This window comes from Pontibacter deserti (assembly GCF_023630255.1).
In the GTDB taxonomy this organism is placed as follows: Bacteria; Bacteroidota; Bacteroidia; order Cytophagales; family Hymenobacteraceae; genus Pontibacter; species Pontibacter deserti.
Genome location: NZ_JALPRS010000001.1, coordinates 1315306 through 1335745 on the forward strand (window position 1 = coordinate 1315306; position 20440 = coordinate 1335745).

The window sequence follows — 20440 nt, forward strand, 5'->3', positions numbered from 1 at the left end:
TCTCTAACTTTTTAACTTTCTAACTTTTAAAGTAATTTCAGGCAATCAAATTTTAAACAACTATACATTCACCCATGATCAGCAAACGCATTTTTGCTTTTATAGCAGCTGCCTGGTTAAGTATAGGTATAAGCTCCGCACGCCCCGACGAAGGTATGTGGTTACCTATGCTACTAAAGCAGCTAAACGAGTCTGACATGCAGAAAAAGGGCCTTAAGCTCTCTGCCGAAGACATTTATAGTGTAAACCAGTCCAGCCTGAAAGATGCTATCGTATCGTTTGGCGGATTCTGTACCGGCGAAATGATCTCTTCTGAGGGTCTTTTGCTTACGAACCACCACTGCGGTTACGGCCAGGTGCAACAACATAGTTCTGTAGAAAATGACTACCTGACCAACGGTTTCTGGGCGATGAACAAGTCTCAGGAATTACCAAACCCGGGCCTTACTGCCACATTTATTGTGCGCATGGAAGACGTGACCAAACAGATCTTGGCTGGCGCTGATGTTGCTAAAACCGAAGCAGACCGCGAAGCCATCATACAGAAGAACATTGCTAAAGTTCGTCAGGCTTCTACAGCCGGCACGCATTACGATGCTGTAATAAAGCCATACTTTTATGGCAATGAGTACTACATGTACATCACCGAAACTTTCAAGGATGTGCGTTTAGTGGGTGCGCCGCCATCATCAATCGGTAAATTTGGTGGCGACACGGATAACTGGATGTGGCCACGCCATACCGGTGACTTTTCACTGTTCCGTATTTATGCAGGACCAAACAACGAACCTGCTGAGTACTCTCCTAACAACAAACCATACAAGCCAAAGCACCACCTGCCTATCTCGCTGAGCGGTGTGAAAGAAAATGACTTTACGCTGGTTTTTGGATTCCCGGGCCGTACCAACGAGTACCTGACCTCGCATGCTATCGAAGAGATATACAAGGTTTCTAACCCTGCTAAGATCAAGATTCGCGATACAAAGCTCAACATCCTGGACAAGGACATGAAAGCTTCGGATGCGGTTCGTATTCAGTATGCAGCTAAGCATGCAAGTATAGCCAATGCATGGAAGAAGTGGATAGGTGAGAACCGTGGCTTGCGCAAAGCCAATACAATAGAAAAGAAAAAAGAGCTGGAGCGCCAGTTTAATACCTGGGTAAACGCTGACCCTGCTCGCAAGCAACAGTATGGCGACCTGATGACCGAGTTTGAAAAGAACTATAAAGCATTGGATGGCATTACGATATCCCGCGATTACATTATGGAAGCTGCCAACGGTATTGAGCTTATTCGTTATGCTACAGGCTACGCAAAACTACAGCAACTGATTGATACCAAAGCATCTCAGGCCGAGATAAACGCTGAGGTTGAAAAACTGGAGAAATCAGCTGCCGGCTTCTTTAAAGACTACAACGCCCCTACTGATAAAAAGGTATTTGCTGCGCTGATGGGCTTATACTATAACGACCTTGACAAAAAGCTGCTGCCTGAAGCAGTAAGAACTGCAGGTACAAAGTATAAAGGCGACTTCGCTAAAATGGCTGATGATATTTACAGCAAATCAAACCTGACCTCGGAAGCCGGTGCTAAAAAACTACTGGCTGATGTTAAAGCTGGTAAAACTTCAGGCCTTAAAAACGATCCGGCTTTTGCACTTGCCAACGCTATTGACAGCCACTATAAAACACAGGTATTGCCAACTTATACTTCGGTAAACGACAACCTGAACCTGCTGTACAGAACTTATATGACTGGCCTGCGTGCCATGCAACAGGACAAGAAGTTTTACCCGGATGCTAACTCAACGCTACGCGTAGCTTACGGTAAAGTGGAGCCTTATGAGCCACTGGATGGCGTGCAGTATAACTACTATACTACTCTGGAAGGCATTATGGAGAAAGCTGCCATGACAGATGTACCTGATTATGTGATACCTGCCAAACTGCGTGAACTATACGAGAAGAAAGACTACGGTCCGTACGGCGTGAATGGTGAATTACCAGTTGCCTTCATTGCTTCTAATCACACAACAGGTGGTAACTCTGGTTCTCCGGTTATAAATGCTAATGGCCAGCTGATCGGTACCAACTTCGACCGTAACTGGGAAGGCACCATGAGCGACATCGCTTACAACCCTGACCAGGTACGTAACATTGCTGTGGATGCCCGTTACATGCTGTTTATAGTTGATAAATTTGCCGGTGCCGGTCACCTGGTAAAAGAGATGACACTGGTAACAGACAACACATCAGGTCTGCCACAGGTTGATGCCCGCAAAGCAACTCCAGAAAAAGAGCTTTCTAAAAAAGAGAAACGCAAAGCAGAAAAAGCCGCTAAAAAAGCTAAAAAGAAAGAAGCTGTTGAAGTTAACTAAGCACAACTATACTTATAGTCACCAGAAGCCCCGCCTATACTTTAGGTGGGGCTTTTTATTTTATCAAGTTGTTTTACGTATACTATTTCACAATATGTTTATATAAAACCAAGCTGCGCACTGTTATGAAAATTACTTTACCTTACACTATTAAAAACAAAGCCGGTGAGAAACTGACTTTTACAGGAATTACTGTTAAAGATGGCATTGAATACCTGGAAGCTGAAAATGAAGTACAACCTGGAGCAGGTCCGCCCATGCATGTGCATTACAGGCAGGATGAAAGCTTAACTGTTGTTTCCGGTAGAATGGGTTACCAAGAACCTGGTGGTGAGGCAAAGTATGCCGGGCCTGGAGAATCAGCGCTTTTTAAAGCAGGAACACCCCACAGGTTCTGGAATGCAGGCACCGATGTATTATTCTGTAAGGGCTATATCACGCCACCCGATAACGTCGTCTATTTTCTATCAGAGATGTACAAATCGATAGATCAGAATGGTAGCAGGCCCGGCATGTACGACGTCGCTTTTTTACTTCACAGGTATAGATCTGAATTCGACATGCTAGGTATTCCAGGGTTTGTTCGAAAGGTTTTATTTCCGGTTGTTTTGTTCTTTGGCAACCTAACCGGCAAACACAGAAAATTTGCTGATGCTCCTCCACCGCTTTACCATTAATATTCCATACCTAAAATTTTAAAGTATAAATTTTGACTATAAAAGGTATAGTTATACTTTACGCTATGATTTTGCTTAACTCATGCTAAAGTCAAATATAAAAATTAGACAACTACAATACTTAGCTATCTGTGCCGTATTACTGCTAACTATAGCAGTGATTTATATATACATTCTCTCTCCTTGGATGTACCCTAACGAAATGGCTAGGCTTGAGCTTCTTAAATTGAAATCCCATCAACAAGCTATACTTAAAGCACAAGAAGATTTTAACAATAGTAACTATAGAATTATTTCTTGGGGGCTTATGGATAGCGAGTCTCCCATTATCACTCAGGCTGAGTTACTGAAAGAAAGATTCAACATTCAAACTATCTATGGTGGTTGTATTCGAAGTGATATTATGGCCAGTTATGACAGCACGATGAGAGTGTTAACAACAGAAAAATTCGGTAAAGACACATTAAATAAAACAATCTCGGAAGCGATAGATAAAGCAACTACAAGAAAAAATTCATTAGAATAGCCTGTCTATCCAATTTTTATACTTAATAAAAGTTATAATTCATCATACTCCTTGCAGATCAATCTCATCGGTTGGAAGTATAGTTACCTGTTTGCCCATTTTCTTCTGTATGATCTTGAAGTGATGCGCATCTTCGGGAGTGATCAACGAAACGGCTTTACCCGAAGCTTCTGCCCTGCCGGTGCGGCCAATGCGGTGCACGTAATCTTTAGGAGAGCGTGGCAACTCATAGTTTATTACATAAGGCAAGAACTTAATATCAATACCGCGGGAAGCAAGGTCGGTAGCCACCAGCACGCGAATCTTACCGGCTTTAAACTGCTTTAGTGCTTCGGTGCGTGCTCCCTGGCTTTTATCGCCATGCAGGGCAGCTGCTTCTATCCCATTTTTCTTCAATTTGCCAACTATATTATCTGCCGTACGGATGGATGAGGCAAATACCAGTACCTGCTGCATGTTTTCCTGGTTTATCAGGTAGCGCAGTAATGGACCTTTCTTTTCCGTTGATACCTGGTAGGCTACCTGGTCAATCAGTTCAGGTACCGAGGCTTCAGCCTCTACCTCTATAGTTAAAGGGTTGTGCAATTGGGTATCAACTATAGTTTTTACGTCGCCACCCAATGTAGCCGAAAACAAAAGGTTCTGGCGTTTGGCAGGCAATAAAGCAAAGATTCGATCCATCTCCTCTTTAAAGCCCAAGTTCAGCATTTTGTCAGCTTCGTCCAGTACTAAAATCTCTACTTCCGATAACTTTACTGCATTGTGGTCTATCAGGTCCAGTAAGCGGCCAGGCGTTGCCACCAGTACATCCGTACCGCTCAGTTTCATCATCTGCGGGTTTATAGACACGCCACCGTAAACAGCCATTGTCTTCACCTTCTGAGGCAGATGGATACTCAGGTTATAGAAGGTCTCCTCTACCTGCACAGCCAGTTCGCGGGTTGGTACCAGCACCAGCGCTTTTACAAAACGATTTCGGGAGGCGGCTTTCTTTTGCAGCAGATCCAGTATTGGCAAAGCAAACGCAGCCGTTTTACCAGATCCTGTCTGCGCAATGCCGAGCACGTCGCTCCCCTTTAGTACAGCAGGTATCGCCTGCTCCTGTATAGGGTAAGCAGCAGTATAACCTTGCTCTTTAATAGCTTTAAGAAGTGCCTGAGACAGACCGAGAGTTGAAAATGACATGCAGTATACCTTGATTTATACCTGTAAAGGTACAACTATAAAAGTGAACTGAACAGAAGGTGAGCGCCGGGATGAAGTATAATCTAAACTATAGTTTGAAATGCACTGATGCTTTAACGCCGAAGTTCTTTACATCCGCGGTATCCAGGTGCGTTACTCGGTGTATAAAATGTATTCTTAGAAATTTAAAGATATTGTCTACACCATACCCCAGTTCTACATAAGGTTCTTTGGAGAGCGATTTAAAAGTCTGGTATGGGGTGCCATCCGTATTCGTGGCAGGTATCAGGTCCAGGTTCTGCTGGCTTATGGTACCATATAATATATCACCGGCTGCAAATAAACGCCACTTCAGTTTACGCACCAAAGGCAGGCTGTTCAGAAACAACCCTTCGAAATGCTGCTCATACGACAAAGCCGCATAAGTATCGCTGGCAAACTCAAATGACTGCATTAAACTATAAGCCGATTTAGAGTAGAAAGGAGTTTCGTTGCCCAGGTGTACTTCCAGGAGCGGATATGGCACCGGCGAGAATACTTTACCGGCCTTTACTTCATAAATAGCAGTACCTAAGCTACCGGTGCGTAACCGTTGCCTGATACCGCCATCCAATCGCTGGTAATTTAATGTAGAACCCATCACATCATCCAACCCTAAGGTATAGCGTAACGATATAACAGGCCATTTCCCTTTGCTTAGACTAATACGGTCGTTACCGTTCTCTACAAACACTTCTTTTCGGGCTATCTGCAACGCATAGCTCACGGATGATGTAGTAAAGCTTTTAGCCACTTCTCCTGCTTCGCCAGTGTAGTATGCAAAATCGTATTGTGGCAGGTAAGTGCGGTTGCTGAACGTAATGCGCTGTGTAACTCCCCTGAACAGATCAGACTGAAAATAAGCACTGGCTTCTTTTATAAATACAGGTTTATCAAGTTTTCCGAACCGGGCAGAGGCCATGAATAATTTGGTAGCATCTGTTTTATCGGCGGTTAAACCTACCTGCTGCAGGTCTTCTTCATAAGAAATACCTAGTTCAGACCATTTCTCACGGTTCAGGATATACCTTACCTGTGTATTATACTTAACCTTTTCGTCGCGGGTGCCATAGGCAGCAAACCCACTGAACTCCCATTTATCACTGAAATTGATATTTGTCTTTGCTCCCAGTTGTATGCGGTGCCCTTCTATATTGTTATAAGCATAAGCATAAGGAATGGGGCCTATACTTACCTTTCCTGCTTTTTTATAGCCACCTACCAGTATGGTCATCAGTTCGGTGTAGCGTTTAATTTCAGGTGTGTTGTTTAATGAATCTATCTGCGCATACACCTGCAAGTCAGAAGTACTCAGGCTATCGTGGCGGTTCTGCACCCAAAATTCAGGCGCCTTGGCTTTACTTACATAGGCTGTAGGCTTATCAAAAAATGCAGCATCGTGTGGTTCAGTAACGCTAATATTTTTGTTAGATACATTGATACGGGCCAGTATATTCGGTAACGCTTTGTTGAGTTTGGCTACGTGCATGGTCATTTCGGTGCGGGATGGCAGCCATGCTCCTGCCTTTGTCTTCTCCAGCTCCTGCGTCAGGTTTATACCTTCCACATAATTAATGTTCGCAGACTTACTTACCGCCACATCAATTTTACGCAAAGCAAAATCACCTTCAGATATCCATATATACCCTTTAAATGCCAGATCCTGCGGGCGCTTAGGTGCGACTTTAATTTTGTAGCACCAGGTATTGCCTATATATAAACTGTCTTCCAGGTCATAGTTATAGTATACTTTCCAGCCATCGGCAATAGGGCTTATAAAGCTCTTGCTCAGTATGGTTACCCAGTTCTGGTAAAAGTTATGGTTCTTGTAAGATACCCCAAGTAATTCAGCAAAAATGTCGCTATCCTGCAGGCCAACACCTGCTACTTTAGTGGCTTTAACGATCTCTTTTGTACGTTCAGGGTCTCGGTTATAATAAAAGTCAGATAACGTTTCTGACATAAAGAACGGGTATACTTTTTTGCCTTTGCGGCTGGTTGCGGAGCTATCAGAAAGTATAGGCAGACTGGCAGCTTTCTTTTTCCCCGGCATATTCTCCACGCTTAGCTGCATAATACTATAAGCCTCGTACTGGTAAGCCTGCAACTGGCGTTTATCGTTCTGCTCTTTATGTGCCATCACCTGCCGCATCACCCGGAAGGCAGGATTCTCGCCCGGCCTTACAACAATCTCCTGCAGACCGATAGAGTTGAGTTCCAGTTCAAAATCGATTACCTGCCTGGCAACACCACGGGTTATCGCTTTGCTTTTGGTTTTATATCCGATAAAAGAAACAGTTATGGAATCGGCGGGCTGGTTGATCTTAATGCTATACTTTCCTTCGTCGTTGGTAGGTGCACCTGTGCCGGCTTTCTTTATAAATACGCTCACAAAAGGCAATGCTTCACCAGTAGCAGCATCTGTTACTTTACCTGTAATAACCTGCTGGGCCTGCAAATGAAAGCCAAGTAAAAACAAAAGCCAAGTAAAAGTAAGCCGATACACCGAAGTTGTTTTTGTTCAGCTTAAAAATAATATAATTATATATACTAAGTATAGAATGTTATAAAGTATTTAGTTAAAATATTTAAAATAGGATTTATATAATGTAATGCATATAATTTTGAGCCTTTAAGGACTTTATTTGCCTGTAAAATAGGTTTTGCATACACCTTCTATGATAATTACAAATTCATCATACTTATAACATACTTCGTAATAAGAAGTATATATTAAAATCCTTCTCCTAAACTTTAAAGTATGGAAAACATTGACTTCCAGTTACGCTTTAAAATAAGGTTACTATCACTGATCGCCATGTTATTGGTAGTTTATGTACATGCCTATACGTTCGAGTTAGACGGTTATAATGGTGCCTTAACTGCAGAAAAAAATTTCAATATCTTTATCCAGGATTTTATCTCTCAGGGGTTAGCCCGGGTAGCCACTCCCATCTTCTTTATACTTTCTGGTTTCCTGTTTTTTGCAGGTTATAAATTACAAGGGACGGTAGTGCTGCATAAGTATAAAAGCCGTGTTAAATCGTTGCTTATTCCTTTCATATGCTGGTCTTCATTTGGTATCGGGTTATATTATGCTTTACAGCTAATACCATTTACAGCACCCTTCTTTTCAAACCGGATTATCCAGAACCTAACACCAGAAGAGCTACTTTATACGTTAGTGGTTGATCCTATCCCTTACCAGTTGTGGTTCCTGCGAGATCTTATCGTTCTTGCACTGCTTTCCTCTGCCCTTTGGCTGCTTATAAAATATTTTAAGGAAGGCATTTTGTTGCTGATGCTGGTGCTCTGGCTTGCTGAAGCAGACATTATACTTTGCACAACAGAGGCATTGTTATTTTTCTCGGTTGGCTGCTACATTACAATAAAACCAAAGCTGGTAAAAAAGCTTACATCAGCTTATAACTACCTCCCACCGCTGCTTGGCTGGCTTGGTTTGCTCATCTTTAAAACAGAACTTATATACCTCGGTATAGGCCCTGAAATACTGCTTATGCTACTACATAAGCTGGCTATAGTGGCAGGTATAATAGCCGTGTGGGTAACCATAAATACCATAGCTGAGAAAACAGGCAGCCTTAGCCGGAAGTGGGTTTTTAATTCAGTATCTCCTTTCTTTATATTTGCTTTCCACGAGCCTCTTCTCACCATGCTTAAAAGAGGTTTACTGCACCTGCTGCACTCGAATCAGGGTTTTACTTCTTTTTTAGTTTACCTGTTTGCACCGGTTATAGCCATTCTGGTAAGTATAGTTTTGGCTAGGTTCCTGAGACAATATCTGCCTGCTCTTTTCTATATCCTGACAGGTAACAGGGACAAAGCTGCAGATATTTTCAACCCAGCTCTAAAGCACCAGCCCACGCCTGTTATCAGGAAACAAATACTGTCTTCCTGAATTTATATGGATTTCCCATCTTGGCCTGATTTCAACTATAATTTTTCAAAACTGACTTTATAGTTGTACATATGTAAGCTAGCTGAACAAGTATAATCTCAAGAAAAAGAGCAGAGACTAATGGCCCCTGCTCCTTTTATAAAAACAAAACTATAAACTATACTTACTGCCCTTTTCCGCGCATCTGCTTTTCCATAGCATCCCACATTTCCTGCGGAATCATATCGAAGCTGTTAAACTCGCCGGCACCATACAGCCACTCACCACCATCTATCGTTACCACCTCGCCATTTACAAAAGAAGCATAATCAGAAACCAAGTAAGCGGCAAGGTTTGCGAGCTCCTGATGCTCCCCGAAACGGCCTACAGGTATACGCTTCACCGGATCCAGTTTATCAGCCAGTTGTTTCGGGAACAGGCGTGTCCAGGCACCCTCGGTAGGGAAAGGCCCCGGAGCTATTGCATTGGAGCGGATGCCATACTTAGCCCACTCCGATGCAAGGGAACGCGTCATGGCCAGCACACCTGCTTTGGCACACGCCGATGGCACCACATAGCCAGAACCAGTCCAGGCATACGTAGTAACGATGTTAAGTATAGTTGCCGGCTGTTTACGCTCAATCCAGTGTTTGCCCAGAGCTAAGGTACAGTTATAGCTACCTTTCAGTACAATATCGGTTATTACATCAAAGGCTTTATGGCTCAGGCGTTCTGTCGGGCTTACAAAGTTACCGGCAGCATTATTTACCAGCACATCTACACCACCAAATTTATCAAGCGTAGCCTGTAGCATGGCTTCAATCTCATTATACTTCCGCACATCACAGGCTATTGGCAGCACCTGCCCACCGGTTTCCTGCATCAGTTCCTGTGCTGTTTTTTCCAGCACATCCAGCTTGCGGCTACATATTACCACATTAGCGCCAAGCTCCAGAAAGTATTTTACCATAGAGCGTCCGAGCCCGGTTCCTCCACCTGTTACGATAATGGTTTTACCCTGCAGGGCACCATCTTTCAGCATAGGTTCTGCCTTCATAAGGAATTTTCAGTTTTAGTTTGATCTGCTTCGTATAATAGCAGCACGTAAGATGCTGGCTCAATATAAGTATCCTTACTGGTAAATACCGAAAAAGTCTGATTCTTTTGATAACACTATACCTTAACTATGACTAAAGAACAGTTACAAGGCGAACTAATGCCCCTCATTGATGGCCTGCTGATGCGTAGCGAAACAGACAGCCCGTTTGAATTTTATTACTTCGATAACACACAGAACCTACCGCTTGATGCGGAAACTGCCGCCAAGCTGACAGGCAAAACCAATAGTACTGAAATAAAAACTGAGCCCCTTGATTACTTTTTCAGGAACATGGTGCGGCTGTACCCGGAAGATGGTGAAGACAGGAAACAGGAAGCGCAACGCTTTGCTTTGCTACAGCAAAAATTGCAGGAGCTGTTACGCGATGTGCAGGTTTACAAAGCTGACGAGATAAGTATAACCGCCTACATTTTAGGAACCACCCCGGAAGGTGACATAGCCGGAATAAGAACAGTAGTAGTTGAGACATGAAAACAAAACAGCCCGGCCATATAGCCGGGCTGCTTTAGTATGTAACTGGTATGGGTTGGTTATTGCGTCGGGCCGGTATCTACGCGTGCTTCGATAGTAGTTTGCACCGTAGAGGATACATTTGAAAGTAAGTTATAGCCCATCTTCGCTTCAATGGCATCTACAGTTGTGCGGTAAGATCCCCAGCTGGTGCTGATAGAGTTAGAGTTAGGCGTATCGATGGCAATAACACGGGTGCTGGTTGTAACACGGGCAGCGTCGCCTGTACCATTTGGCAATACAACTATAACTTTCCAGATGCGGTTAGGAACTGTTACTTTACCGCCAGCCAGTGTTTCTTTATAACCAGCACTACCAGTACCACCAATGCCATACTGCCCCATAATTACATACAACTCGTTGCCCTGGCTAACAAGCGTACGGCAATAGTTTTCCAGGTTTGCCCACGTCTGCTGGTTGTTGGTCGGAGCCTGCGGAATCATGTTGCTCATCAGGAACGTAGCCGAATTATCGGTAACTGTAAGGGTACGGTCTGCTGACGGACAGTTGTGCCCACGGTCGAAACCACTGCCGGTATAATCTGTTGGAGTTACGCGGTAAAAAGCAGTAGGCAGCGAGTTATCCGCACGAAAATCGTCCTGACGTGGTGTGCTGCCCAGCCAGGCGCTGCTTAAGTGCCAGCTTACCCAGTTCGGGGTTCCTCTGTAGCTGTTATACGACATAGAGTACTGGGCTTTGTTGATCAGGTAATTTGAGTAACTGGTGCCGGCGCCGCTTGGGTTACCCATCGCCATGTTATTGTCTTTAGTAGCTGTAGCATTAGCTACTTTCGCAACACCTCCAAGGTCTTTTGTTACGCCATCGGGTTGCACATCGTCCTTCGAACAGGACACAAGTACCAGGCCCGCTAAGGCCAGGTACAGTACGCGGTGTAAAGATTTTTTCATTTAATATATTAGGGTTGATTAATATATTAAAGATGGCAGATTGGAATGGATTACAGATTACCCGAATATTAAATTTTTGCCATATTATACAAAGTTCTTTCTTAAGTTATAAACAAGTATAGCCATAATTAAACATCACCTATTTAACTGACTATCAAATCTCAACGCGTGTTACAACATTAAATTCAACTTCAAATTTTTATACCTGTACTAGCACCAGAGTACATTGTGATGAAAGGAATTGAGTATTTATCATTTCAAGAGAAGGGTAAAGAAGTATGCAGTGCTAAACTTAAAAAGTATAAAGTATAGTTGAGTTTTAGTAATGGTCTGCCATTAACTTTTTAGCTGCAATTATGCCACTCAGGCAAACCCCTGCAATTCCCTGCCCCGGATAAACTGTATCGCCACAAACATAGGCTCCTTTATGGTCGAGGCGGGCATCTTTCATTTGCCATGGTTTGATATTGATGAACTGTGGATATCCTCCTACTGCCCCGGAAGCACGCTTGGTCCAGAAGATCCAGGCGCCCGGCGTAGCAGAAGTATAAGAAATGATGTTCTCCCGTTGTACAAGTCCCTCCTGTGCTAACTTTACCAGTATAGTTTGTTCTATTACCTGCTTATCTGTAATGTAGCTGGCAGCTGGGTTAGCAACGTGTGTACTGACGCTGGCTACCTGTTCCCCTTCAGGTGCCCGGGTACTGTCTTGCGGGTGACTGAAGCTGATAAAGATGCTTTTACTGCCTATAACCGGAATGCCTTCCGGCACATGAAGCTGGTGGTGCAATGAAGCTAACTGCTCGTTTTTCCTGACAACTAGGCTCATAGTAAATGCTCCGTTCAGCTTTTGTGGAGGCAGGATGTACTTTTTCAGTTTCTTCTTTACCGACGCAACGTTATACAGATCCAATGTGTTGTTAAGCGGAATACCACTGATCAGGAATCTACTGCTGAATTCATCTTTAGCTGTGGCAACCCTATACTTTCCTGACTCAAATTTTATACTTCTTACCTCCTGTTTATACTTTATAGTAGCCCCCTTCCCCATACAGAAGTCCAAGACAGGGTTTACCAGGTTAATCAGTCCGCCATCTAGGTAGTAATTACTGTACAAAGTATAGCACAAAGCCGTTGCTCCGAATAATTCATTTACTTCTCCCATATAATTCTGGGCGGTTATCAGGAGCTGCTCGTTTACAAAATCTACAAACAACTGGTTATTCAGCAGGTTATAGTGGCTCAATAACTCTTCTGTTGTCCGGAAGGCTGCCGGAATCATACGCAGCTGCTCCGGCCTGAAAGCACCTATAGCCTTTATCAAATCACGGACATGAGAGAACGGGAAACTTAGCTGCTGCAACGAAACCTGCCACACCTGCCTGCTGATTTTAAAACAATGTTCCCAGAAGGCCCGCTGGTTATGCTTGCCAAACACACGTTCTGCCTCTGCTATCCACTGCTCCAGGTCCTGGTAGCGCGTAACTACTTCGCCGTTTGGCAGGTGCACCTGCATTGGTGTTTCCAGTTTCCTCAGGTTCGGTATCTGTATGCCTGTTTCATCTAAAAGATACCGTAATGGCATATGCTTATCTAAGCCTACCAACGTGGTAGCACCTGTTTCGAACCAGTAACCCTTGCGCTTATAAGATGTAGCACAACCACCCGGGTACTTTGCCTGCTCAAGTATACAGACCTTTAACCCTTGCTTACACAACAAGGCAGCCGCTGACAGCGAACCAAATCCGGAACCAACTATAATAACATCGTACTGCATTTATGTGTTACTTTACCGCGTGGTGCCTAAACCTGCAACCGAACCATCGGGAAGCTGTAACAGGTTTGCATTACTTTTGTTATGAATCTTAAAACGGAAAACATGAGCTACAAAGCAGATATCAGTATTCTAGGTTGTGGATGGCTGGGCTTACCACTTGCGGAAGCACTGGTAAATTCTGGTAAACGCATAAAAGGCTCCACCACCTCTCCTGCAAAGCTTGATTTACTTGAACAACAAGGTATGACACCATACCTGATCAACTTACAGGCTGAGACATTGGATACTGAAACGCTGGCTGATTTCCTGAACGTAGACGTACTGGTTATAAATATTCCTCCCAAACTACGCGCTGATGGCGGAGCAACCTACCTGGATCAATTACACCTGCTTTTAAAGGCTCTGCTTCATGCGCCAGTTAAAAAAGTATTATTTGTTTCTTCAACATCGGTATATAAGGACCTGAACCGGGTAGTAACTGAAGAAGACACCGAACTGACAAATGCAAAAGACCCTGGTTATACGTTGCTGCAGGCAGAAAAACTCTTTCAGGAGCGTGAGGAATGGCTGACAACTATAGTTCGGTTTGCAGGCCTTGTAGGTGAAGACCGCAGCCCCGGGAGGTTTATGGCAGGTAAAACAGATGTTCCGAACGGCGATGCTCCGGTAAACCTTATCCATCGGGATGATTGTGTAGCTATACTCATGCGCATAATAGAACAGGAGAAATGGAATGAAGTGTACAACGCCTGCTCCGACGAACATCCTATGCGCAAAGATTTCTATCCTGCTGCTGCTATTGCCCTGGAATTAGAGCCTCCAACCTTTAAGGAAATGGATGAAACACATTTTAAGCTCATCAGCAGCCAGAAATTGAAAGATGATCTGCCTTATGTGTTCCGGCACCCCAACCCCATGCACTTCTTTTAGTATCTTTGTTTCTGATTGCTGGTTGTTGATTGCTGATTGTTAAAAGCATCACAACTTTAAAGCAATCAACAATCAATAATGAAATATAAAGTTATAGTTATAGGTGGCGGTGCTGCCGGATTTTTCGGGGCTATTACGTGCGCACAGGCCAATCCTGATGCAGAGGTTATACTTCTCGAGAAGACGAACAAGCTACTGTCTAAGGTGCTGGTTTCGGGTGGTGGACGCTGTAATGTAACCCATAACTGCTTTGCTCCGGGGCCGCTGTCTCAGCATTACCCGCGTGGTGCCAGGCAACTAAAAGAGGCTTTTAAAACTTTCGGAGCTCAGGATACGGTTGCCTGGTTTGAGCAGCGAGGCGTAAAGCTTAAAACTGAGGCCGATGGCCGCATGTTTCCTGTAACGGACAACTCTCAAACTATAGCCGACTGCCTGTTACAGGAAGCCAGAAGAGTTGGCGTAAGTATAAAAACAGGCTTAGGTGTAACTAATATTATTGCACCGGATCCAACTATAGATCAACGCCAGTTTATACTTAAGTTAAGTAATGGGTCGGAGCTGAAAGCCGATAAAGTTTTGATCTGCACAGGCGGTAATCCTAAAACAACAGGTTACGACTGGCTGCGCGAACTAGGCCACCCTATACAGGAGCCGGTGCCTTCCCTATTTACATTCAATGTTCCGGGGAACCCGCTCAAGGAGCTAATGGGTGTTTCGGTGCCGCATGCACGTGTTCGCATTGCAGGTCAGAAACTGGAGTACGAAGGACCACTGCTTATAACCCACTGGGGCTATAGCGGGCCGGCAGTTCTTAAGTTATCAGCGTGGGGGGCTCGTATTTTCCACGATCAGCAGTATACGTTTACAGCTCTGGTTAACTGGGTACCGGCTTTTACAGAAGAGAGCCTGCGTGTACATTTACAGGATTACCGGCAGACACACCCGAAGAAAGTGGTAGCCACTAATCCTTTATTTGGTTTGCCGCAACGCCTCTGGAAAGCTCTTACCTCGCTTGCAGAAATACAGGCTGACATTAAATGGGCGGAACTACCCGCCAGAAACACCAATAAATTAGTAGAAGCACTGCTCCGGATGGCTGTAGATGTAAAAGGCAAAACCACTTTTAAAGAAGAGTTTGTAACGTGTGGCGGCATAGACCTGAGCCAGGTAAACATGAAGACGATGGAAAGTCGTCTGCACCCGAATTTATGCTTTGCCGGTGAAGTTTTAGATATAGATGGAATAACCGGCGGATTTAATTTTCAGGCTGCCTGGACTACGGGTTTTATAGCTGGTAAATCGTTGGCATCCAAAACAATAACTGCCCCATAGTAACCTTAGACTACTGATATGAGTAATATCGCATATAGTAACTAAACCTTTAAAACTATGGAAATTAACAAGGAAGTATTCTCTACGGTGCATCACCTGATCGAAAGATGCAAGGATGGCGCCAAAGGGTATAAAACTGCTGCCGAAGATGTTGAAGACAGAGATCTGAAAGATTTGTTCATGAAATATGCCGTACAGCGCGACAGCATGATCACGGAACTTCAGAATGAGCTTCATAAGATGGGCAAAACCGACGATGAGTCGAGCTCTCTGGAAGGTACAGTTCACCGTATCTGGATCGATATAAAATCAGCGATCAGCTCGAAAGACAGAAAGCGTATACTGGAAGAGTGCGAGCGTGGTGAAGACTATGCCGTAAAAGCGTTTGAAGAAGCACGCCAGAAAGAACTCCCTGGAAACCTGAAGCAAATTGTGGAGCAGCAGTACATGGATGTAAAACATGCACATGACCACATCAGGGCTCTACGCGATAAAGCAAGAAGTGAAGTATAAACTATACTTTAAAAAATCAAAAGGAGCTTAGGCTCCTTTTTTTGTTTAACGGTACTCGTACAGGCTAAGGCAAGGCGTCAGCTGAAGCTGAAGCTTAAGCCTGTGCTTTGTTAGCCACTGTTTTGCTTTTAATAGCTTTAATCAATGCAGTCACCAAGTAATTTAGTAACAATGCACTGGCTATGGAAATCATTGGTATTTTAATCTTATTTCCAACTGGAATGCTTAAGACAATTAGTAATGTATAGATCGCCAAAGTCCAAAAAGTAGGTGATTTTATTTTATTCTTGATTGTCAAAGTTGTTGGAAGGAGTAAAAGAGCAATAAAAATTACAATCATTGAATCTCCCCAGCCATCTATACTTTCACAACCAATTGCTTCTGACAAAATACAAATAGCTTTCTTACCATACTCAAGAAGTATGTAAAGGCTTATTAAGCCACCTATTATTGATTGTGCTTTACTTTTCAAATTTATGATTACAAATGATGGATAACGGTTAGTACATAAAGCGAACAAGGCGTAGCCGCAGCTTGGCTTATGTACAGGGTTGGGCAAAGTGCTTTTAATTTAATTCTTTTCCGATTGCTGTATAAGCTCTAAGGCATTCTTTATTTTTGCTCTCTCTGATTCATTCAGTTGGGTATAGTCGTATTGACTTGCCTCATACTTCATTACAATGATGCCGTCTGACTTTACCAGCAGAATGGACATAGAACCTTCACTTGGACCATTATAGCAAACCTGCCGAAAAGCCCCCTGCTCTACCTGAGCTATCAGATCTTTTATAGTTGAAACTTTCTCTTCACTTAAAGGGGAGCGCTTTGCGTCATTCACACTATTGCTATAGCTCCATTGTTCTTTAGCAATAGCATCCAGTGCAATGGCCTTGGTAGAGCTGGAGTTATTAAAATAAGTACTGGTATAAAAAACTCCGTCTTCTATACTATCCTGAAACATTCTATATGCAGGTTCAATGGCTTTACCACTAATGTATTGTTGTTCATCAAAATCAGCACTAACGAGTCTACAATCATACTTAACCCCAAAAGCCCCAACTTTACTTGATTGATGACTTTTGCAACCCAAGCATAAGATAACCAGAAAGAAAACAAGTTTACATCTCATTGATTATGCTTTCATAACTTTCATTTTGCCCAACTACTAGATAAACGAAAACATACGCTTATCAGCACTATATACGAAGGTGTACTTTCTGTTTTGGGTTATAGGTAGTACCTCCATAGATAGAGAAGTACTAATATAACTTATTTCTTAAGATTATTGTGAGGGCAGAACCGGGTAGGTATAAAAACAATAAGGGAAACATCCGTCTGATGTTTCCCTTATCATATCTAATTGCATAAGCAATTAGTTAATCTTCCAACCTTTTTATGATAGTCCTTTTACGCCGCGTTTTACGGAAAGGTTATACTTTTCTGAAAAAAAGCTGATAAATATTTTAAAAACCCTATAAAACAAATAAGCCGACGTTTCAAGTCGGCTTATTCTAACAGTTAATGAAGTTTTTTAAGCTTCTAATGCTGTATGATTATTTATACGGCAGCTCTTTTAGAGAGTTACTGTAATTAAAATCTTTTTCTGCGGAAACCACGGCTTTCACCACCACGGTCACGGTCGCCACCCCTATCGCGGTCACCACCGAAACGGCTGCCTCCACGGTCGCCGCCTCTGTCACGATCACCACCAAATCGGCTACCGCCACGATCACCACGATCTCTGTCGCCGCCACGGCCGCCAAAACGGCTACCGCCACGATCACCACCTCTGTCGCGGTCACCGCCACCAAAGCGGCTTCTGCCACCGCGCTCTTCACGGTCGCCACCTTCTTTAGTGCCGCCTTTTTTATCAGACTTCTCGATTACAACCATGCGGCCATCAACTTCTATACGGCCGGCTTTCTCAAGGATGTTAGCAGTATATTCGGTAGGCACTTCCACAAAGCTGAACTTGTCATATAAATCTATATCGCCAACTTTAGAAGCCGGAATATCAGCATTGGAAGCAAGCAGGTCGATCAGGTCTTTCGGGTGCACGCGGTCTTTCTTACCGATCGTGATAAATAAACGGTCGAAACCTTCTTTAGAGAAACCAAGACCTTTTTCAGCTTCTTTGCCAGCTTCCTTCACTTTAGCTTCTTTCAGGCTCATTTTAAGCAGTGCCGCAGCCACTTCAAGCGAAGTATAGTCTTCGTTTACAAGTTTTTCTATAGTTGTGATGTGCTTGGTCAGGTTGCCTTTCTCCAGTACTTCACGCACCTTCTCCAGGAACATGTTGGTACGGATCTCATTTACGTCTTCGTAAGTTGGTACATGCTGCAACATAATGTTCGCTTTGGTATAGCGCATAATGTCTTTCAGCTTGTACATATCCGAACGGCCCGATACGAACGAGAATGCCTTACCTGATTTACCGGCACGACCTGTACGGCCAATACGGTGCACATATGCTTCTTCGTCCTGTGGCAGGTCGTAGTTAAATACCGCCTCTACGTTCTCCACGTCGATACCACGTGCCGCCACATCTGTAGCTACAAGAACTTCCAGCTGGCCGTTACGGAACTTGCCCATCACGTTCGAACGCTGGTTCTGGTTCAGGTCACCGTGCAAGCCATCGGCAAAATAACCACGGCTCTGCAGGCCGGTTACCAGTTCATCCACCATACGCTTTGTATTGCAGAAGATCACTACCGATTTCATGTTATACATATCCAGCACGCGCGAAAGCACTTCCTGCTTCATGCTGTTACGCACTTCAAAGTATACCTGGTCTATGTTAGTTACGGTAAGCTCTTTATGAACCACTTTTACAATTACCGGATCGTTCTGATAACGTTTGGTAAGGTCCATGATAGGCTTAGACATCGTAGCCGAAAAGAAGATCGTCTGGCGCTCTTCCGGCATATGGCTCAGTACGAATTCAATATCGTCACGGAAGCCCATGTCCAGCATTTCGTCTGCTTCGTCAAGTATAATTTTCTTGATCTTATCGAGCTTCAGTGTACCGCGCTCAATGTGGTCCATTACACGGCCTGGCGTACCGATCACGATCTGCACACCCTGCTTAAGCGCGCGCAGCTGGCGGTCGTAAGACTGGCCGCCATAGATAGGCACAATACTGATGCCTGGCTTATACTTGATAAGTTTCTGGATCTCGCCGGCTACCTGAATAGCCAGTTCGCGTGTTGGGCAAAGTATAAGTGCCTGTACGCTACGATCACGCTCATCTATACTTTCAATAGTAGGAATACCGAATGCAGCTGTTTTACCGGTACCGGTCTGTGCCTGTCCGATAATGTCGCGTCCTTCTAAAACTACTGGAATTGCTTCGGTTTGGATGGGAGAGGCTTCTTCAAAGCCCATGTCTGCGATTGCTCGCTGAACTTCCGGTGATAGTGGAAGCTCATCAAATCTGATTTTGTTCATCTGTTTATTTTACTGATTTAACCATGTCTGGTGACAGCCTGGATATTACTAATCCCTATACGCGTCGAAAACTAAAATAAACCAGGTGAGCCTATCAAAATATAGAAGCCGTGCCAGTTAAACAGTAAATCAGACTGATACCAAATCGGCCGCAAAGGTACGACTATTAATCGGTAATAACTAATTACACCATAACATCTGACTGAGCATGAACAACATCAGAAGATATGAATATTAATATTATACTATATTAGATAGTGTAACTTTAATTTGTAACAGGAAGTATAATATATAAATATTCTTCCAAATTTTATTGTTATTTAAATTTACTATGTATAACCTTTTTATGTTCCACTCGTTATAAGGCCTAATTCACCCGAAATAACTACTACTTCACCAGTAATTTAACTATTCAGGTAAAACTTTTAAACGAATAACCGTAGTATACAAAAATTCGCAGAACCTAAACCTATAAAAACCCTTATGCCATAATTACCCAGTATATAATATACTGCTATTACACACGCCACTATTTTCTACTAAGCCTTATTGAAACAGAAGCTAATGAGCAGGTGCAGCTACAGCTAATACTGCATCGCTTACAGTAAATCAATTAAACAAAACCTTAAACCCCTTAGTCCTCTACTTATGTTACATTTTACCAAAATTTCAACTCAAGGCAAAGACTTCAATCTAATTGCTTCTGGTGCACTGGCTTTTAAAATCCACAACAAAATTCTGAAGGATGATGCGTTTGTGCATGGCTCCTCCGTTAGCCGAAACATGCTGGTAGGCAGCGTTCCGGCCCGCAAGGCAACTTCTAACAACAAGAGTGTTTTCTTCGTGATCATATCTGACCTGGATAAAGTAAATACAGAATCGCTTTGCCAGATGATAAGAGAAGAACGCACGAAAGGCAGTTATGCAGTTTGCCAGGTTATACCTATGTATTACAACGAACCATCTTTTAAAGCGCTAAAAATGCTGCGCCAGAACTTCGACGAAGTGCTGGAGTTAAGCAAATTTAATTTGGGTGGAAGCAAAGCACTGAACGGCCTGGAGCAGCAGCACTGCATCATGTCTGATTATGTACTTTCTATGGCCCGCATTATGTTCCATGTATGTGCCAACAGCGCCATACCTGCAAAAACAGCTGAAGAACGTATAGAAGAACCTGCCTTTGCATAAACGTCTACGCAT

The 20440-nt window shown here is 43.5% G+C and carries 17 protein-coding genes; 9 read left to right on the forward strand and 8 right to left on the reverse strand.

What is annotated here, in order from left to right:
- Window positions 1–74: 74 nt before the first annotated feature.
- The 3 genes from MJ612_RS05690 (at window position 75) to MJ612_RS05700 (ending at window position 3581) form a co-directional block, all read left to right on the forward strand.
- Window positions 75–2378 carry a S46 family peptidase gene (locus MJ612_RS05690; protein ID WP_187030291.1) on the forward strand — a complete coding sequence of 768 codons (2304 nt, stop codon included), beginning with the start codon at window positions 75–77 and terminating at the stop codon, window positions 2376–2378.
- A gap of 125 nt (window positions 2379–2503) precedes the next feature.
- Window positions 2504–3055, forward strand: a complete 552-nt coding sequence (locus MJ612_RS05695; protein ID WP_187030293.1) for a cupin domain-containing protein — start codon at window positions 2504–2506, stop codon at window positions 3053–3055.
- Window positions 3056–3137: 82 nt separating this feature from the next.
- Window positions 3138–3581 (forward strand): hypothetical protein, encoded by a 444-nt coding sequence (locus tag MJ612_RS05700; protein WP_187030295.1) that lies wholly within the window; start codon window positions 3138–3140, stop codon window positions 3579–3581.
- Window positions 3582–3623: 42 nt separating this feature from the next.
- Here the strand turns inward: MJ612_RS05700 and MJ612_RS05705 are convergent, their stop codons facing one another.
- Together MJ612_RS05705 and MJ612_RS05710 are read right to left on the reverse strand one after the other, a co-directional pair.
- Window positions 3624–4766 carry a DEAD/DEAH box helicase gene (locus MJ612_RS05705; RefSeq protein WP_187030297.1) on the reverse strand — a complete coding sequence of 381 codons (1143 nt, stop codon included), beginning with the start codon at window positions 4764–4766 and terminating at the stop codon, window positions 3624–3626.
- Window positions 4767–4854: 88 nt separating this feature from the next.
- A complete protein-coding gene (locus MJ612_RS05710) occupies window positions 4855–7284 on the reverse strand; it encodes a DUF5686 and carboxypeptidase-like regulatory domain-containing protein (RefSeq protein WP_187030299.1) in 2430 nt (809 codons plus the stop codon).
- A 282-nt stretch (window positions 7285–7566) separates the two neighbouring features.
- Between MJ612_RS05710 and MJ612_RS05715 the strand changes: the two genes are divergently transcribed.
- Entirely contained in the window at window positions 7567–8724 is a 1158-nt protein-coding gene (locus tag MJ612_RS05715; protein WP_187030301.1) for an acyltransferase family protein, read from the forward strand.
- Window positions 8725–8887: 163 nt separating this feature from the next.
- Here the strand turns inward: MJ612_RS05715 and MJ612_RS05720 are convergent, their stop codons facing one another.
- The gene (locus MJ612_RS05720; protein WP_187030303.1) at window positions 8888–9760 is read right to left on the reverse strand and encodes an SDR family oxidoreductase; all 873 of its coding nucleotides are present in this window, start codon (window positions 9758–9760) and stop codon (window positions 8888–8890) included.
- 129 nt (window positions 9761–9889) lie between these two features.
- Here MJ612_RS05720 and MJ612_RS05725 point away from each other — a divergent pair, with 129 nt between their 5' ends.
- The gene (locus MJ612_RS05725) at window positions 9890–10294 is read left to right on the forward strand and encodes a nuclease A inhibitor family protein (RefSeq protein ID WP_187030305.1); all 405 of its coding nucleotides are present in this window, start codon (window positions 9890–9892) and stop codon (window positions 10292–10294) included.
- Window positions 10295–10353: 59 nt separating this feature from the next.
- Here the strand turns inward: MJ612_RS05725 and MJ612_RS05730 are convergent, their stop codons facing one another.
- On the reverse strand, window positions 10354–11241 hold the full coding sequence (locus MJ612_RS05730; protein WP_187030307.1) for a DNA/RNA non-specific endonuclease: 888 nt from the start codon (window positions 11239–11241) through the stop codon (window positions 10354–10356).
- A gap of 319 nt (window positions 11242–11560) precedes the next feature.
- Window positions 11561–13018, reverse strand: coding sequence for a phytoene desaturase family protein (locus MJ612_RS05735; RefSeq protein WP_187030309.1), 1458 nt, complete (start codon window positions 13016–13018; stop codon window positions 11561–11563).
- Window positions 13019–13099: 81 nt separating this feature from the next.
- Here MJ612_RS05735 and MJ612_RS05740 point away from each other — a divergent pair, with 81 nt between their 5' ends.
- The 3 genes from MJ612_RS05740 (at window position 13100) to MJ612_RS05750 (ending at window position 15793) form a co-directional block, all read left to right on the forward strand.
- Window positions 13100–13948 (forward strand): SDR family oxidoreductase, encoded by an 849-nt coding sequence (locus MJ612_RS05740; protein WP_250419068.1) that lies wholly within the window; start codon window positions 13100–13102, stop codon window positions 13946–13948.
- Window positions 13949–14026: 78 nt separating this feature from the next.
- On the forward strand, window positions 14027–15280 hold the full coding sequence (locus MJ612_RS05745; RefSeq protein ID WP_187030311.1) for a BaiN/RdsA family NAD(P)/FAD-dependent oxidoreductase: 1254 nt from the start codon (window positions 14027–14029) through the stop codon (window positions 15278–15280).
- A gap of 57 nt (window positions 15281–15337) precedes the next feature.
- On the forward strand, window positions 15338–15793 hold the full coding sequence (locus MJ612_RS05750; protein ID WP_187030313.1) for a ferritin-like domain-containing protein: 456 nt from the start codon (window positions 15338–15340) through the stop codon (window positions 15791–15793).
- Between the two features lie 94 nt (window positions 15794–15887).
- Here MJ612_RS05750 and MJ612_RS05755 read toward each other — a convergent pair whose 3' ends face one another.
- The 3 genes from MJ612_RS05755 to MJ612_RS05765 form a co-directional block, all read right to left on the reverse strand.
- Entirely contained in the window at window positions 15888–16265 is a 378-nt protein-coding gene (locus MJ612_RS05755) for a hypothetical protein (RefSeq protein WP_187030315.1), read from the reverse strand.
- 99 nt (window positions 16266–16364) lie between these two features.
- Window positions 16365–16754 (reverse strand): hypothetical protein, encoded by a 390-nt coding sequence (locus tag MJ612_RS05760; RefSeq protein WP_187030317.1) that lies wholly within the window; start codon window positions 16752–16754, stop codon window positions 16365–16367.
- A gap of 629 nt (window positions 16755–17383) precedes the next feature.
- The gene (locus MJ612_RS05765; RefSeq protein WP_187030319.1) at window positions 17384–19240 is read right to left on the reverse strand and encodes a DEAD/DEAH box helicase; all 1857 of its coding nucleotides are present in this window, start codon (window positions 19238–19240) and stop codon (window positions 17384–17386) included.
- 648 nt (window positions 19241–19888) lie between these two features.
- Between MJ612_RS05765 and MJ612_RS05770 the strand changes: the two genes are divergently transcribed.
- Window positions 19889–20428, forward strand: coding sequence for a hypothetical protein (locus tag MJ612_RS05770; protein ID WP_187030321.1), 540 nt, complete (start codon window positions 19889–19891; stop codon window positions 20426–20428).
- Window positions 20429–20440: the final 12 nt, after the last annotated feature.